Here is a 15,565-nt window from a genome sequence, read left to right as displayed (position 1 = left end):
ACCTTTTCCACCTCTTATTATAGCGCTTTCATCAAGTAGGAATCATCCTGTTTTGATGAAATTGGAAATTCATTGATTTGTCATAATTTTAACACTATACTGAAAGTGGTTATACCAATCTGTACAGGGGAGGCGAATCTTTAGCGATGGAAAAATTGAAAGCGTTAACAGGGGAACATCAATTAGCGTCGTATGAAGAGGCTTGTCAGTCGTTTGAATGGACACAAGCAGAAGCTTTATTTTCTTGGAACTTAACGGGGAAGGTCAATTTGGCATACGAAGCAATCGATCGTCATGCGGAAAGTGAATTGGCGACGAAAGTGGCATTGCTCTATTTCGATGGGGATCGGGAAGAGCGCTACACGTATGCGGATATGAAGCAAGAAAGTAATCGTTCTGGAAATGTTCTGAAGTCGATTGGTGTGGAGAAAGGCGACCGTGTCTTTATCTTTATGCCACGTCAACCAGAACTTTATTTTATTTTACTCGGTGCCATCAAACTCGGTGCCATCGTAGGACCGTTGTTTGAGGCGTTCATGGAACAGGCGGTACACGATCGATTGCTCGACTCTGAAGCAAAAGTGATCGTGACGACGAAAGAACTGTTGCCGCGTGTACCGGTCGACCAGTTGCCACACCTCGAGACGATTCTGCTCGTCGGTGACGATGTCGAAGAGTCGGAGAAAGTGCTCGACTATCGGAAATTGGCGAACGAGGCGACGACAGAACTTGGATTAACATGGGTCGATCGAGAAGACGGTCTGATTTTACACTATACATCTGGATCAACAGGGAAGCCAAAAGGGGTCCTTCACGTTCATAACGCTATGATTCAACATATGATGACCGGTAAGTGGGTGCTTGACCTTCAGCCAGACGATATTTACTGGTGCACCGCTGACCCAGGCTGGGTAACCGGGACAAGCTACGGGATTTTTGCGCCGTTCTTGAACGGGGCGACGAACGTCATCGTCGGGGGACGATTCAACCCTGAGTTCTGGTATTCGGTTATCGAACGATTCGGTGTGACGGTCTGGTATAGTGCACCGACGGCGTTCCGCATGCTCATGGGTGCGGGAGATGAGGCGTTTGAAAAGTATGACTTGTCGTCATTGCGCCATATTTTATCGGTCGGTGAGCCGTTGAACCCTGAAGTCATTCGTTGGGGCCACGAGGCGTTCGACCTTCGGATCCATGACACATGGTGGATGACAGAAACGGGCGCGATGATGATTTGTAACTATCCAACGATGGACATCAAACCTGGTTCAATGGGGAAACCGATCCCAGGATGCGAAGCTGCGATTTTGGATGATCGGGGTCAACCACTTCCGCCACACCGAATGGGGAATTTGGCACTCAAAACGCCTTGGCCATCGATGATGCGGAAGATCTGGAAGAATGATGCGAAGTACGAGAGTTATTTCTGGGGAGATTGGTACGTATCGGGCGACTCAGCTTACATGGATGAAGACGGATACTTCTGGTTCCAAGGACGTGTGGATGACGTCATCATGACGGCTGGAGAACGCGTCGGTCCATTTGAAGTCGAAAGCCGACTCGTAGAGCACCCGGCTGTCGCTGAGGCGGGTGTCATCGGAAAACCAGACCCGGTCCGAGGCGAAATCATCAAAGCATTCATTGCGCTTCGGAAAGGCTATGAGCCGTCGGATGAGTTAAAACAAGAAATCCAGCAATTCGTCAAAGAAGGATTAGCTGCGCATGCGGCACCACGTGAAATTGAATTCAAAGACAAGTTGCCGAAAACGCGAAGCGGTAAGATCATGCGTCGCGTCTTAAAAGCTTGGGAGTTGAACCTGGAGACAGGTGACCTCTCGACGATGGAAGATTGAGATATACAAAACGGTCGACACGCGATGTGTCGACCGTTTGTTTATGCACCGTCTGAATCGGTGTTCTCTTCAGCTGGTGGCTCAGTTTCTTGTTGAGCCTCTTCTTCAGCTTTCTTCTTCGCTTCTTCCTCGGCTTTTTTCTTTGCCTCGGCTTCGGCTTTAGCTCTAGCTTCTTCTTCAGCTTTTTTCTTAGCGGCAGCATCGGCAGCGGCTTCTTGTTTCTTCTCTTCAGCCTCTTCCTTCGCTTCCTCCGCCTCTCGTTTCTTCTCTTCTTCTTCCTTCTTCTTCTCTTCCTCTTCTTTTTCTTTCTCTTCTACTTTTTTCTTCTCAGAGAATGAACCAGAGTCTTTGAAGTCTTTCGCAGTTACGCTAGAAGGTTGTTTGAAGCGGGCATTGACATTGAAAGCATCAGCATTGGCTGCATACGCGAGATTCATCGTTTCTGACCAAATCCGTTGCGTACGTTGATAGTACCGACCATATCCATTCCCATCTTTCATAGTGGCTAATTGTGTATCATAGCCAGACCATACTGCTAAAGTCACTTCAGGATTCGAACCAATCAAGTATGAATCTTTTTGGTCATTGTTTGTACCTGTCTTACCTATCCAGTCTCCAGGGACATTAAACAATGAGTTTGCATAAGTGGCAGTACCGGATGTGAAGACATCACGAAGCATATCGACGACAAGGTATGATGTTCGGTCAGAGTATATCCGTGTTTTCTTTGGATTTGCCTCATAAATCGTCTCACCTTGATAATCAATACGTTCGACAAGATAAGGGTCTACATGTTCCCCGTAGTTAGCTAACATCGCATATGCAGAGGCTAACTTAATTGGTGTGACTTCGCCTACACCTAGTGCCATCGATGAAGCATTGCGGTTAACTTCCGAAACAGGGATGCCCATGTCGATTAATTTTTTGGTATCCGTGTATTTTTGATTGTGTTCTTCATAAATCTTAACAGCTGGTACGTTTAAAGAAAGTTTTAACGCTTCGCGTACTGTGACAGGTCCTCGGAAATTTCCTCCCTCATTGGAGACCGATTTTTTATCTTGACCTGGACCAGTGAATTGGTAGAAATATTCTTCATCTACCACAACTGTAGCTGGAGTGATAAGACCAGCTTCAATAGCGTTCGGATAGACTAGAATTGGTTTTGCAGTGGAAGCGATTTGTCGGTTTGCATAAAATGCTCTGTTCAAATCATCCGGCTTACCATTCACATAACGACCACCCACAAATCCAAGAACTTTTCCGGTTTTGTTTTCAATCATGATAGAAGACGTTTGTTCAGGATATGTTTTATCATTCTCCTCAACGTACTGATTTGGACCGAAGTTCCCTGCATTTTTTGCGGGTTGTTGCATCGCTTCGTGAATCTTTTTATCAAGTGTTAGATGAATATTAAATCCGCCCTGACGTAGCATATTGTGAGCGCGTTTTGCGTAGCTAGATCGAATTTCTTTCAGTTCTTTCGGTTCAAGGTCGTTTACATTGATTCCATCTTGCTTAATCAAATAGTCTGTGACGATTTCTCGTGTTTGAAGTTCGGCTTCATCAATAACGTACGGATACTTATCCCGTGGTTTCGACTGCGTCTTCATGAAGTCTTGTGTAATGTCATAGTTATACGCTGCGTCATACTCTTCTTGTGTAATCTTCCCAGCGACATACATTCGGTTCAAGACGGTCTTCATTCGGTTGACCGCACCTGACACATCTTCTTTAATGACCCCACCTTGATAGTAAGGTGTATAGAAGAATGGGTTTTTCGGAATACCTGCTAAAAATGCTGCTTGTGGAAGCGTCAACTTCTCAGCAGACGTGTTGAATACGCCGTTTGCAGCGGCTTCGATTCCTGAAATGTTACGTCCCATCGAGTTACGACCGAATGAGACGACGTTTAGGTAGGCATTTAAAATCTCATCCTTATCCATTGCTTTTTCAAGACGAAGGGCAAGTAGGATTTCTTTTGCTTTCCGTTCGAACGATACTTCATTCGTCAGCATTTGGTTTTTAATCAATTGTTGCGTCAAGGTCGAACCACCTGTGCGATCCTCTGACCCTGTCGCTTCTTGTAAGATGGCACGAAGCGTCGCTTTTGGCACGACACCATCATGTTCATAAAACTCGACATCCTCTGTCGCAAGAAGCGCATCGACCACATATGGTGATACTTTTTCTACTGGGATTGGAATGCGTACTTCATCGGTCGTGTAGTTCCCGATACGTTCTCCGCTCCCGAAATAAATATTTGACGTCGACGTGTACGTATTGATTTGTGACGTCATCGTCTTATAGGCAGGGGTCGGCATATCTTTGACAAGGGATGCGAAATATCCGACACCGATTCCGGCACCTAAAAATCCGATTAGTACAACAGAAATGATGGTGAGGAGTAAGACGTTCCAAGACACATCATAGATCACATTGGCATAGCGACGTGCTTTCATGGACGTCGGATTATTCCATAAATCTCGAATCTTCTGCAGCATGACAGCCTCCTTAATATGGTGTAAAACTATTTTAGACAGTAATATATTCGATTATAGCACAATTCAACCTACACCTTACCTTGAAACCGAAGTCTCGTGCAAGTTTCATTATGGGAGTTGACAAGTTGAAAACGATGCTTATAAAATGAATAGCATAGTCAACGATATCATGACGCGATGAAGAAAGCGAAGTAGTCGGTGGGCCTCTTGTCCAGAAAGCTAGTGGTTGCTGTGAACTAGCCAATGCCAAACGATGAATTACACTTTCAGAGCGTGCCTTTAGGCCGGTTCGAGACCGTTATCTCTCGCTCAAGCGGTCGCGAATTGCGACAAGTAGGGTGGTACCGCGGAATCTCCGTCCCTTCTCATATGAGAAGGGACGTTTTTTTATGTCAATTGAAGGAGTGGAACAGATGGAACTATTAAAAGACTTAGAGTTTCGAGGGCTTGTCAACCAAATGACAGATGAAGAAGGATTGAAAGAACAACTGAAACAACCAACGACGTTGTACACGGGATTTGACCCGACAGCTGACTCGCTTCATATCGGGCACTTGCTCCCGATTTTGACGCTGAAACGTTTCCAACAAGCAGGTCACCAGGTCATCGCGCTCGTCGGTGGGGCGACAGGTATGATTGGAGACCCGTCAGGTCGTTCGGATGAACGTTCATTGAACACGTTAGATACGGTCAAACTCTTCTCGGACCGCATCAAAGATCAGTTGAGCCGATTCCTTCCACTTGAAGGGGAGAACCCGATCACGATTCGCAACAACTACGAATGGACGGAAGAGATGTCCATCATCGATTTCCTTCGCGACATCGGGAAGCACTTCCCAATCAGTTACATGCTTGCGAAAGATTCCGTCGATTCACGCATGGAGAACGGGATTTCGTACACAGAATTCTCATACATGTTGCTTCAATCTTACGACTTCTTGAAACTATACGAGACAGAGAAATGTCGTCTTCAAGTCGGTGGAAGTGACCAATGGGGGAACATCACGGCAGGTCTTGAATTGATTCGTCGCTTCGGTCATTCAGAAAAAGCGTTCGGTCTCACGGTTCCGCTCGTCACAAAGTCGGACGGACAAAAGTTCGGGAAGACAGCTGGCGGTGCGGTCTGGTTAGACGCTGACAAGACGTCACCTTACGAGTTCTACCAGTTCTGGATCAACGTCGACGATGCAGATGTCATCAAGTTCATCAAATACTTCACATTCATGTCGCATGAAGAGATTGAAGCACTTGCAACTGAAGTGGCAGAAGCACCTGAGAAGCGTGTGGCGCAGCGCCGTCTCGCAGAAGAGATGACGAAGCTCGTCCATGGTGAAGCAGGACTTGAACAAGCGGAACGCATCACGACAGCATTCTTTAGCGGAGATTTGACGTCGCTTCAACCAGAAGACATGGAAGATGCTTTCAAAGGAATGCCGCAATTCGAGCTTGACGGCGAGCGCAACATCGTCGACCTCCTCGTCGAGGCGAAGATCTCACCATCGAAACGTCAGGCACGTGAAGATGTGACGAACGGAGCGATTTACTTGAACGGCGAACGCGAACAAGCGCTTGATAAAGTCGTCACGCGCGAAGACACGCTCGGTGAATTCACAATCATTCGTCGCGGTAAGAAAAAGTACTTTGTGATTCGTCACGTATAATCATCACGTCCGTTCCTCATTTGTTGGAGAATGGACGTTTTTTGTACATTCTATGTTATTCGGATTTGATAAAATGAGGAGATAGGAGGGATGACGATGGAGATTGAAGAATTTTTCGGCGACCAGTTCCATCAATGGCGTGAACACTTTCGATATTATGAAATGGCGATCACGGAGCTCGAGAGCGATCTCGGGATCATTGACTTGGATTGGCAGACGCGACTCGGTTATTCACCGATTGAACACGTAAAGACGAGAATGAAGACGTTACCGTCCATCGTGCGCAAAATGAAGCGGAAAGACTTACCTCTAGAGGTGTCTGCACTTTGGGAACACGTCCATGATGTGGCGGGGATTCGGATTGTCACGAGCTTCCGTGATGACATCTATGAGATTTTGCGTCATTTAGAGGCACGGGATGATTTGGACATCATCGAAATCAAAGATTACATCGAACATCCGAAGCCGAGCGGGTATCGGAGTTTACATCTCATCGTGAAGACAAAGGTCTATTTGGCCGAGCGGATCATCTGGGTACCGGCTGAAATTCAAATTCGTACGCTTGCCATGGATTTTTGGGCGGCGACGGAACATAAACTTCAATATAAATATCAGCACGAGGTACCGGAGTCGTCGAAAGAAGAACTCATTGAAGCGTCACGGATGGCCGATGCCCTCGATACGCAGATGGGACACATTCGACAAGAAATTCTGAAGAAATAAAAAAATCCCCTTCGCAAAGAAGGGGATTAAAAGCATTAACGTGAGTAGTACTCGACGATGAGTTGCTCTTTGATTTGGTCGTTGAGTTCAGCGCGTTCTGGGAGACGTACGAATGTACCTTCGAGTTTCTCAGCGTCAAACGATACGAAGTCTTTTGTAGCTGGTGCTACTTCAAGAGCTTCAGCGATTGCTTTCACGTTTTTCGACTTTTCGCGAACTGCGATAACTTGACCTGGTTTTACGCGGTAAGACGCGATGTCTACGCGTGATCCGTCAACTGTGATGTGACCGTGGTTGACGAGTTGGCGTGCTCCACGACGTGTGCGAGCGAGGCCGAAACGGTAAACGAGGTTGTCAAGGCGTGATTCGAGCAAGAACATGAAGTTCTCACCGTGGATGCCTGGCATTTTACCAGCATCGTTGAAGATGCGGCGGAATTGCTTCTCGTTCACTCCGTACATGTGACGAAGTGCTTGCTTCGCTTGAAGCTGAAGACCGTATTCTGAGATTTTCTTACGACCATTTCCGTGTTGACCTGGTGCGTAAGGACGTTTTACTAATTCTTTACCCGTTTCGCTAAGCGAGATGCCTAAGCGACGCGAGAGTTTCCAAGCTGGACCTGTGTAACGAGCCATGATTGGACTCCTCCTTGTTGTTCATGTATTTTGCACAAAAGAACAACGGTGTCAAAGACGAGTAACGCCCCTTTCAAGGTGCAAGCACCTTCACTTGATAGCGAAGCTACGAGATGCCCCTCCGACTAAGTCGAGGCCCGAAAGGTGGATACGTTTGTCTATGACTGCTATCGTCATTTCATGCACAAAGATGAGTATACGATGAAAGTAAATGCTTGTCAATCAAATAAAGCGAAGTAGCGTCTCACAAAAACGTTCGAGTCCAACACGATCGACTTCGGAGAAACGATCGAATTCTGGACTGTCGATATCGAGGACGCCAATTGTCTTCCCGTCTCGTACGAGTGGTACAACGATTTCAGAGTTCGAAGCCGCATCGCACGCAATATGTCCTGGGAATTGATGAACGTCAGCGACAAGCTGCGTTTCCTGTGTAGACGCCGCTGTTCCACAAACACCTTTTCCGAATGCGATATGCACACAAGCTGGAAGACCTTGGAAAGGGCCGAGAATGAGACTATCCTCAGAGTCTGTCACATAAAAGCCGACCCAGTTGATTCGATCTAAAAATTGGTTTAGTAAAGCACTTGCGTTAGCAAGGTTGGCGACAGCATTTGTTTCACCTTCTAATAGAGCGGCGAGTTGTTTATTTAATAAATCGTAACCGGCAGCTAAATCACCTGAATAGGATGTTGTTTGGAACATATTGAATCCCCTCCATCTTTCTTGTTTTTAGAATTTAGCATTATGGTACACGCAAAAATCGAATTTGTCTTGCGTGAAAGTTCCGAAAAAATGAACAATCTCCACTGAAACCATTGGAAAACCTATGCAAATCATTGGTTCTATAATATGATTAGGTATATCTATTCTTATAAAATACTTCTTTTTTATATAAGGTACATAAGTCCACGAAAGCGGCTTGGAGGTTGTGACAAAGATGGATTACGGAATTTATGGGTTAATCATTGGAATCATCGTCGTCGTATTAGGCGGCATGTTGGGGAGTATGCTCATTCGAAGGAATTTTTACCAAAAAATCGATGACTTAGATATGAGGAAACAAAGTGTGCTCAGCGCGAGCATCCCGGTTGAACTTCAAAAGTTCAAGCAATGGCCAATGGAAGGGGAAACGAAAGAAAAGTTCGATCGTTGGCATCAATCTTGGGATGAGTTGGTCAGTGTGCATGCAGGTCAAATCGATGAAGCGTTATACCGAGCCGAGGAAGACTTGGACAAATATCGCTTCATGAAAGTAAAGGCGGACTTGAATGCGACAGAACAACTCATCGAAGAACTCGAGACGATGGTACACGCCATGCTCGATGAGATGGATGAGTTCACGACACACCACACTTCGCTCATGGACATCGTGAAGCAAGACGAGAAAGAATTGTATCAGTTCCGCAAAACATTGAATTCACAAAATCATGCGTTCGGACCGACGTATACGCTCGTCGAGCAAGAGATTGCCGCCGCTGAGGCGAAGCGCAGTGAAATGATCAACTTGAAACAAGTCGGTCAAGTCTCTGAGGCGTTCGAGACTGGACAATCCCTATCGGACCAAGTCGGTCATATCCGTGAATTGATTCGGATCATTCCGCAATTCGTACGTACGGTCCAAGTGGAGTTGAAACAACAACTTCAACAGTTACGGGCTGGACATAAAGAAATGCAAATGGATGGGTATGCGCTCGAACCGCTCGGACTAATGGAAGAAATCGATCAAGCGGAAGATCGTCGCGAGGAACTGATGGCTCGCATCGAACGATTGGAATTCGATCATTTCGAAGAGGACATGCAACAGTTGAGTTCCGATATCGACCAGCTGTTTGAAGCGTTCCGGACGGAAGTCGATGCACGCCAATATGTGAAGAAGGAATTTGCGACGATTCAGGAGCGTGAACGTCAGTCTTCCGAAATCATGGGTAACCTGCAAACAGAAATGTCTCGACTCGTCAGTAACTATGAGATCAATGCTCGCGTCGGCGAGGAGTTTGAGCAGTTAGAACGCGAACGGACGACGCTCACGGCGAACGTACTTGATATCGAGCAAGCGCTCGTCGCTCAAATGTTGCCGTATAGCATGATCAAATCGAAAGTCCAAGAAGCGAAACGTTCGCTCGATCAATTCAATGCCATGCATGAGCGATTCATCGAGGACACGAATTCGTTACGTAAAGAAGAACTTGAAGTACGCCATAAGCTCGAAACGTGGAAGAAAGAATTGTCTGCGCACCGCCGCCTTCTGGCGAAAAGCGCGATGCCTGTCGTCCCGAACGATTTATCCAACGACTTACGTCAACTTCAAAAAGGCGTCCAGTCTCTAGATGAACAGTTCGATAAAGCGCCATTTAATATGACCTATATCGTCGGACTCAGTCATGATGTAGAAGAAATGATGGATCACTTCCGCGACCGTGTCCATGCGCTGATTCGTCAAGTGACGTATGCTGAACAGTTGTTACAATACGCCAACCGATTCCGTCGTCGTGACAACGAAGTGCACATCGCTTTGACACTCGCAGAAAACAAGTTTTTGCACGGTGAGTATGGTACTGCCGTTGAAATCGGTGAGCGTGTGCTCGGCCGCTTCGAAGAAGATGGTGCGCATGAGATTCGTCGACGTGTCGATCAAGGGTTAGAACAGCAAGAACTGCTAAAAAAATAAACGATGCATGAAGATTGACGGAAACGGGAAAAACGTAGACGTCAATCTTTTTTCAATCAAGGAGGAATCGTCAGATGGGTACGTTATGGGTTAATGGAAATATCTATACGTTGAATAAACCGGGTGAAATGATGCGGGCCATGTTCGTGGAGCATGGACGAATCTTAAAAATGGGCGAAGAGGGTCATCTCCGTCGTACATACGCCGGTCGGATTGAAGAGATTGTGAACTTAGAAGGAAAGAGTGTCTATCCTGCCTTCACAGACTCGCACATTCACCTTGTTGGTTACGGGGAAGCGCTAGACCGTGTCGATGCAAGCGAGGCGACCAACCTTCGAGAATTACTTGAGACGATGAAACAACAAGGGTCAGATGATGAATGGGTGGTCGCAGAAGGATTTGATGATCGATTACTCGGTGAAATGCCGACGCGAGACATGATTGATGAAGTCATTTCGGATCGTCCCGTCGTCTTGAAGCGTGTCTGCCGTCATGTGGCGGTCGTGAACTCGAAAGGACTCGAGCGCCTCGGCTTGATTCATCACACGGTCATCGAAGGCGGGAAGCTCGGGCGGGATGAGGAAGGGAAGTTGAACGGTGTCTTATATGATGCCGCGCTCGACCTCTTATATAAAGAATTGAGTGGGAATCGAAAGAAAAATGCTGCCTCACTCCGACGTGCCATCGATTCGTTGTTCGCACACGGGATTGTCGGTGCCCACACCGAGGACTTGTTTTATCATGGTGACCCGTTAGAGACGATTCAAGCGTATGAGGACGTGTTGGATGAATTACCGTTCCAAGCGCATCTTCTCGTTCATGAACAAGTCGTGGACCGTGTCATTCAACATGATGCGATGACAAAACGGAAACGGTTTGACTTTGGGGCGATGAAACTGTTCGTAGACGGCTCGTTCGGGGGGCGGACAGCGCTGCTCTCAGCACCGTATGCTGATGACCTGGCTCAGCGTGGTATCGAAGTACATCGGCCGGATCATCTAGAAGCGCTTGTGAAAAAGGCGCGTACGTACGGGATGAACGTGGCGGCTCACGTGATTGGGGATGCGGCCGTCGAACAGTTTGTCAGTCTGCTTGAGAAATATCCAGCTAAAAAAGGAACGCGGGACCGCATTATCCACGCTTCCTTGTTGAACGATTCCTTGATCAAGCGCATCAAATCCTTGCCTGTTCTAATCGATGCGCAACCGGTCTTTCTTTCTGACGACTTAGATATGTTGTTTGAACGGTTAGGGAATGAACGCGTTCATGATGTGTATCGCTTCAAGTCACTTCTTGATACGGGAGCATTATTGTTAGGGGGAAGTGATGCCCCGATTTCATCCGTCGATGTTCGGAAAGGGTTGTTCGGAGCGGTGGCGAGACAGTCGTTTAAGGGTTCGGGCACGTTAAATCCGAGTGAGCGTCTATCGATGTATGAAGCACTTCGTAGCTTTACGTATTCACCTCATGTCGCCACGGGTACGCACGGAAAAAACGGGTTATTGATTCAAAGTTACAACGCGAACTTCACCGTGTGGGACGAGGACTTCTTCCAATTACAAGGGGAGGAGATTCTTCACAATCGTTTAGTCATGACGGTTGTCGGAGGAAAACCGGTATATGAAGCGGAAGTCGTCACATCGTAAATAAAAGAGGAGCCAATTGATCCGAGTTAGGGTCAACCGGCTCCTCTTCTTGATTAGAAGAATGAACGTTGTACTTTATGCCAGAACGAGTTCGTGCGAAGTTTGACGGTCTTGATGACTTTATCAGAAAGTTCGATGTCAATCCGATCAGTGTACTTCAAGCTGAGTGCTTCGTTATCCATACCGATGATCGGGTAATCGTTTCCGTCCTCGACGATGCGAAGCGATAACTTGCGCGATTCGTGGACGATAAACGATGAGCCGAGGGTACGATAACGGTTGTTGTTGACCGAAGCGATCTCGCTGACTTGCATACATGGGATGAGTGGGTCGACGACCGCGCCGTTCAACGATTTGTTATAAGCAGTCGAACCGGTCGGAGTCGACACGACCATTCCGTCCCCACGGAATGTCTCAAAGTGCAAGTCGTCGATATAGACCTCGATCGCGAGTGATTTGATGATACTCGATTTAATGGAAGCTTCATTTAAACAAAGAAGCGGTGTCGATTCGTTGATCGATGCGGAGAGAAGTGGATATTTGCGTACTTCGAGACCTTCTTCGATTCGCGTCGAGTTGTCAGAGAAGAGGCGGTCGACTTCATCGAGTTTATGTATGTCAAAGTCACAATAAAACTCGTTCAATCCGCGGCCGAATCCGACGTAGATAGCATCCTGACGAAAACCTGTATAGCGAACAGCCTGTAAAAAGGCGCCGTCTCCACCAACCGCAGCGATGATATTCGCATCTTCTGGTTGATTGACGATGTTAAACCCGTGTTTTTCCCCGATTTCTTTTAGCTTTTTCACTTCTTTCGTGAATTCGTTGACGTTACGATGGTACAAATAGACGTTATTTCTCATCTGAGTCATCCCCTTTGTCAATGGTGTCTCCCTTATTATAACGTGTTTCCTTCAACCAATATAGGGAAAACTGAAACAGAGCCAAAAGCAGGAAGTTTGTCAAAGGCTCAATTTCATCGATATGATGAGAAGGTAACTACAACAAAGGGGATGAGTTCATGCCAACATTTAAAGGGAACAACGTGACATTACAAGGAAATCCAGTAAAAGTGGGAGACCAAGCTCCTGACTTCCAAGTGTTGACGACAGCTTTAGAAGAAGTGACATTAGCAAGTTATCCGGGGAAAAAATTAATCAGTGTCATTCCTTCAATTGATACAGGCGTATGTGACGCACAAACGCGTGAATTCAATGAGAAAGCATCATCACTTGGCGGAACGGTCTTGACTGTGTCGAACGACCTCCCATTCGCACAACGTCGTTGGTGCTCGGCTTCAGGTATTGACAACGTGGTCACGCTCTCTGATCACCGTGATCTATCATTCGCGAAAGCGTACGGCGTATTAATTGAAGAAATGCGTCTTCTGGCTCGTTCTGTGTTCGTCGTCGACTCAACCGGCGTCGTCCAGTACGTTCAATATATGGATGAAATGACGGACGAAGTTGATTTTGAAGCAGCGCTTCAGGCGTTCGAACAAGCGAATTGATTCGTTTGGCGAAATTGATTAAAATAGCTTACACTAGTACGTGAACCGACCGGTCCTCTTATGGGGGCCGGTTTTGTATGGAAAGGATGAACGAAAATGGAACGTTTTGAACAACTGTATCGTGATTGGAAGAAAGAAGCGAAAAAACTTGTCAACGACCTTGATGTATTACCGATTGAGGCACTAGTACAAGTGTTTGACCATGTCGACATCGAAAATGAGAAGATGGATGACGTGCGGAAAGCTGTCAGTCTGCTCGTGCTTGAAGAAACGACGCAACTCCCACCGAACAACCAACCGACTCCGGATGCGGTCAGTTTGTTCATGGGCTACTTGGCAACGAAGCTCCTCAAAGATGGTGCGACGATTCTCGATCTCGGGAGCGGAACAGGCACATTGACACATGCGGTCCTCTCACAATTGAAAGAAGCAACGGCACAAGCGGTCGAAGTCGATGAATTGTTGCTTCGTCTCTCTTTTTCGATCAGCAATTTATTAGGAGAGCCGGTTTCATACTTCCATCAAGACGCGCTCGCCCCCTTGTTTGTCGAACCGAGTGACCTGTCACTTGCGGATTTGCCGATCGGTTACTACCCAAATGACGAAGTCGCGGCCGAATACGACATGAAACGTAATGAAGGACATGCCTATTCTCATTTCTTGATGATGGAACAGGCGATCCGTCATACGAAACCGGGTGGACACGGATTGTTCGTCATTCCGAACAATTTGTTTGAACAAGATGATGAAGGGAAATTAAAACAATGGATGGACCGTGAAGCGGTTGTCAAAGGTGTGATCCAACTTCCGACGACGATGTTCAAAGATGAACGCTATGCGAAAAGTTTGTTGCTTCTACAAAAAGTAGGGGAAGGCGTCACACGCCCGAAACAAGCCTTATTCGTTGAGCTTCCGTCGTTCACAGACGTTCGAGCTGTTGCCAATGTAGTGAAACAGATTGATGATTGGTTCAAAACAACGCAAAAATAATAGACAAAATACTTGAAAAAGATATTCAAAATCAAGTATCTTCATTATGATACAGTTATCAGTTTTAAATTGAACAGATAAAGAAACGCGTTTAAAACGAAAGGTAAGAGGTGTATGACATGACGAAAATTATGGCAGTCAATGCTGGTAGTTCATCGCTCAAGTTCCAGTTACTCGAGATGCCAACGGAAGAGTTGCTCGCAGTTGGATTGGTTGAGCGTGTAGGGAAAGAAGATGCAATTTTTACAATCAAGTACGGTGAAGGACAGAAGTTCAACGTGGTCACGCCACTTCACACGCACAAAGAAGCGGTTGAATTGACGTTAGAGAAACTGATCGAACTTGATATCATTCAATCGTTCGATGAAATTTCTGGCGTAGGTCACCGTGTGTTACACGGGAAAGAGTTGTATGCGGATTCGGTTGTGATCGATGACGAAGTCATGAAGAACATCGAGTCTTTCACAGAGCTCGGACCACTTCACATCCCACCAAACTTGACTGGGATTCGTGCTTTCCAAGCAATCTTGCCAAACGTTCCACAAGTTGCGGTATTCGACACGGCATTCCACCAATCGATGCCAGAAGAGAACTTCTTGTACAGTCTTCCGTATGAATACTATACAGAGCACGGTGTACGTAAATATGGTTTCCACGGGACGAGCCACAAGTATGTGACACAACGTGCAGCAGAACTTCTCGGTCGTCCGCTCGAAGACTTGCGTTTAATCTCATGTCACCTCGGTAGCGGTGCGTCAATCGCAGCCGTTGCAGGTGGTCGTTCGATTGATACAACAATGGGCTTCACACCGCTTGAAGGAATTACGATGGGAACTCGCTCAGGTTCGCTTGACCCAGCCCTTATCCCATTTTTGATGCAAAAAACAGGGAAGTCTGCTGAAGACGTCTTGAACGTCATGAACAAAGAGTCTGGTGTTTACGGTCTCTCTGGTATTTCAAGTGACTTACGTGACATCGAGCAAGCGGCTGCAGAAGGAAACCACCGTGCAGAAGTATCTCTCAAAATCTTCTCAAACCGTATTCACGGTTACATCGGTCAATATGCTGCTGAAATGAATGGTGTCGACGCCATCATCTTCACTGCCGGTGTCGGTGAAAACTCGGATGTCATCCGTGAGCGTATCCTCCGTGGTCTCGAATTCATGGGCGTCTACTGGGATCCTTCACTTAACAATGGTGCACGAGGCAAAGAGTTGTTCATCAACTACCCACACTCACCAGTTAAGGTCATCATCATCCCGACGAACGAAGAATTGGTCATCGCGCGCGATACGGTTCGCATTGCAAACCTCGTTGAAGAGCACGCATAAGATCACTCAAACCCACGTTACTTTGCGTAACGTGGGTTTTTTTG

At 46.6% G+C, this 15,565-nt stretch carries 12 protein-coding genes and 1 other annotated feature; of the genes, 8 read left to right on the top strand and 4 right to left on the bottom strand.

Translation table 11 applies throughout. The annotated features are described in order from the left end of the window. The first annotated feature begins 146 nt into the window (after positions 1-146). Positions 147-1,853, top strand: coding sequence for an acetate--CoA ligase (gene acsA, locus LCM29_RS06480; RefSeq protein ID WP_224861561.1), 1,707 nt, complete (start codon positions 147-149; stop codon positions 1,851-1,853). A gap of 41 nt (positions 1,854-1,894) precedes the next feature. Here acsA and LCM29_RS06475 read toward each other — a convergent pair whose 3' ends face one another. Continuing rightward, positions 1,895-4,354 carry a transglycosylase domain-containing protein gene (locus LCM29_RS06475; RefSeq protein ID WP_224861559.1) on the bottom strand — a complete coding sequence of 820 codons (2,460 nt, stop codon included), beginning with the start codon at positions 4,352-4,354 and terminating at the stop codon, positions 1,895-1,897. A gap of 168 nt (positions 4,355-4,522) precedes the next feature. Continuing rightward, positions 4,523-4,720: a binding site (T-box leader), on the top strand. A gap of 47 nt (positions 4,721-4,767) precedes the next feature. On the opposite strand from LCM29_RS06475, the gene tyrS reads away from it, so the two are divergent. Together tyrS and LCM29_RS06465 are read left to right on the top strand one after the other, a co-directional pair. Beyond that, positions 4,768-6,015 (top strand): tyrosine--tRNA ligase, encoded by a 1,248-nt coding sequence (tyrS, locus tag LCM29_RS06470; protein WP_224861557.1) that lies wholly within the window; start codon positions 4,768-4,770, stop codon positions 6,013-6,015. Between the two features lie 96 nt (positions 6,016-6,111). Next, positions 6,112-6,738 (top strand): GTP pyrophosphokinase family protein, encoded by a 627-nt coding sequence (locus tag LCM29_RS06465; protein ID WP_214820408.1) that lies wholly within the window; start codon positions 6,112-6,114, stop codon positions 6,736-6,738. A 35-nt stretch (positions 6,739-6,773) separates the two neighbouring features. Here LCM29_RS06465 and rpsD read toward each other — a convergent pair whose 3' ends face one another. Then, positions 6,774-7,373, bottom strand: a complete 600-nt coding sequence (rpsD, locus tag LCM29_RS06460) for a 30S ribosomal protein S4 (protein WP_074033444.1) — start codon at positions 7,371-7,373, stop codon at positions 6,774-6,776. A 222-nt stretch (positions 7,374-7,595) separates the two neighbouring features. Next, complete coding sequence (locus tag LCM29_RS06455) at positions 7,596-8,078, bottom strand: GAF domain-containing protein (RefSeq protein ID WP_214693271.1); 483 nt, start codon at positions 8,076-8,078, stop codon at positions 7,596-7,598. A gap of 235 nt (positions 8,079-8,313) precedes the next feature. Between LCM29_RS06455 and ezrA the strand changes: the two genes are divergently transcribed. Together ezrA and LCM29_RS06445 are read left to right on the top strand one after the other, a co-directional pair. Further along, entirely contained in the window at positions 8,314-10,044 is a 1,731-nt protein-coding gene (gene ezrA / locus LCM29_RS06450) for a septation ring formation regulator EzrA (RefSeq protein ID WP_224861554.1), read from the top strand. A gap of 74 nt (positions 10,045-10,118) precedes the next feature. Further along, complete coding sequence (locus LCM29_RS06445) at positions 10,119-11,690, top strand: amidohydrolase (protein ID WP_224861552.1); 1,572 nt, start codon at positions 10,119-10,121, stop codon at positions 11,688-11,690. A 53-nt stretch (positions 11,691-11,743) separates the two neighbouring features. On the opposite strand, the gene LCM29_RS06440 is transcribed toward LCM29_RS06445, so the two are convergent. After that, positions 11,744-12,562: an NAD kinase gene (locus LCM29_RS06440; protein WP_224861550.1), complete on the bottom strand. Its 819-nt coding sequence runs from the start codon at positions 12,560-12,562 to the stop codon at positions 11,744-11,746. A gap of 149 nt (positions 12,563-12,711) precedes the next feature. On the opposite strand from LCM29_RS06440, the gene tpx reads away from it, so the two are divergent. The 3 genes from tpx (at position 12,712) to LCM29_RS06425 (ending at position 15,521) form a co-directional block, all read left to right on the top strand. Continuing rightward, complete coding sequence (gene tpx, locus LCM29_RS06435) at positions 12,712-13,200, top strand: thiol peroxidase (RefSeq protein WP_224861548.1); 489 nt, start codon at positions 12,712-12,714, stop codon at positions 13,198-13,200. Positions 13,201-13,296: 96 nt separating this feature from the next. After that, positions 13,297-14,190 (top strand): class I SAM-dependent methyltransferase, encoded by an 894-nt coding sequence (locus LCM29_RS06430; RefSeq protein ID WP_224861546.1) that lies wholly within the window; start codon positions 13,297-13,299, stop codon positions 14,188-14,190. A gap of 119 nt (positions 14,191-14,309) precedes the next feature. Then, positions 14,310-15,521 (top strand): acetate kinase, encoded by a 1,212-nt coding sequence (locus tag LCM29_RS06425; protein ID WP_214693261.1) that lies wholly within the window; start codon positions 14,310-14,312, stop codon positions 15,519-15,521. Positions 15,522-15,565 lie beyond the last annotated feature (44 nt).

The organism is Exiguobacterium aestuarii (genome assembly GCF_020171655.1).
Lineage (GTDB): Bacteria > Bacillota > Bacilli > Exiguobacteriales > Exiguobacteriaceae > Exiguobacterium > Exiguobacterium aestuarii_A.
The sequence above is the reverse complement of the archived record's forward strand: the minus strand, read 5'-3'. Positions and strand labels throughout refer to the sequence as shown.

Excerpts from the sequence above, each read along its gene's own strand:
- acsA (WP_224861561.1), top strand. The coding sequence starts at position 147 with ATGGAAAAATTGAAAGCGTTAACAGGGGAACATCAATTAGCGTCGTAT.
- LCM29_RS06475 (WP_224861559.1), bottom strand. The coding sequence starts at position 4,354 with ATGCTGCAGAAGATTCGAGATTTATGGAATAATCCGACGTCCATGAAA.
- tyrS (WP_224861557.1), top strand. The coding sequence starts at position 4,768 with ATGGAACTATTAAAAGACTTAGAGTTTCGAGGGCTTGTCAACCAAATG.
- LCM29_RS06465 (WP_214820408.1), top strand. The coding sequence starts at position 6,112 with ATGGAGATTGAAGAATTTTTCGGCGACCAGTTCCATCAATGGCGTGAA.
- rpsD (WP_074033444.1), bottom strand. The coding sequence starts at position 7,373 with ATGGCTCGTTACACAGGTCCAGCTTGGAAACTCTCGCGTCGCTTAGGC.
- LCM29_RS06455 (WP_214693271.1), bottom strand. The coding sequence starts at position 8,078 with ATGTTCCAAACAACATCCTATTCAGGTGATTTAGCTGCCGGTTACGAT.
- ezrA (WP_224861554.1), top strand. The coding sequence starts at position 8,314 with ATGGATTACGGAATTTATGGGTTAATCATTGGAATCATCGTCGTCGTA.
- LCM29_RS06445 (WP_224861552.1), top strand. The coding sequence starts at position 10,119 with ATGGGTACGTTATGGGTTAATGGAAATATCTATACGTTGAATAAACCG.
- LCM29_RS06440 (WP_224861550.1), bottom strand. The coding sequence starts at position 12,562 with ATGACTCAGATGAGAAATAACGTCTATTTGTACCATCGTAACGTCAAC.
- tpx (WP_224861548.1), top strand. The coding sequence starts at position 12,712 with ATGCCAACATTTAAAGGGAACAACGTGACATTACAAGGAAATCCAGTA.
- LCM29_RS06430 (WP_224861546.1), top strand. The coding sequence starts at position 13,297 with ATGGAACGTTTTGAACAACTGTATCGTGATTGGAAGAAAGAAGCGAAA.
- LCM29_RS06425 (WP_214693261.1), top strand. The coding sequence starts at position 14,310 with ATGACGAAAATTATGGCAGTCAATGCTGGTAGTTCATCGCTCAAGTTC.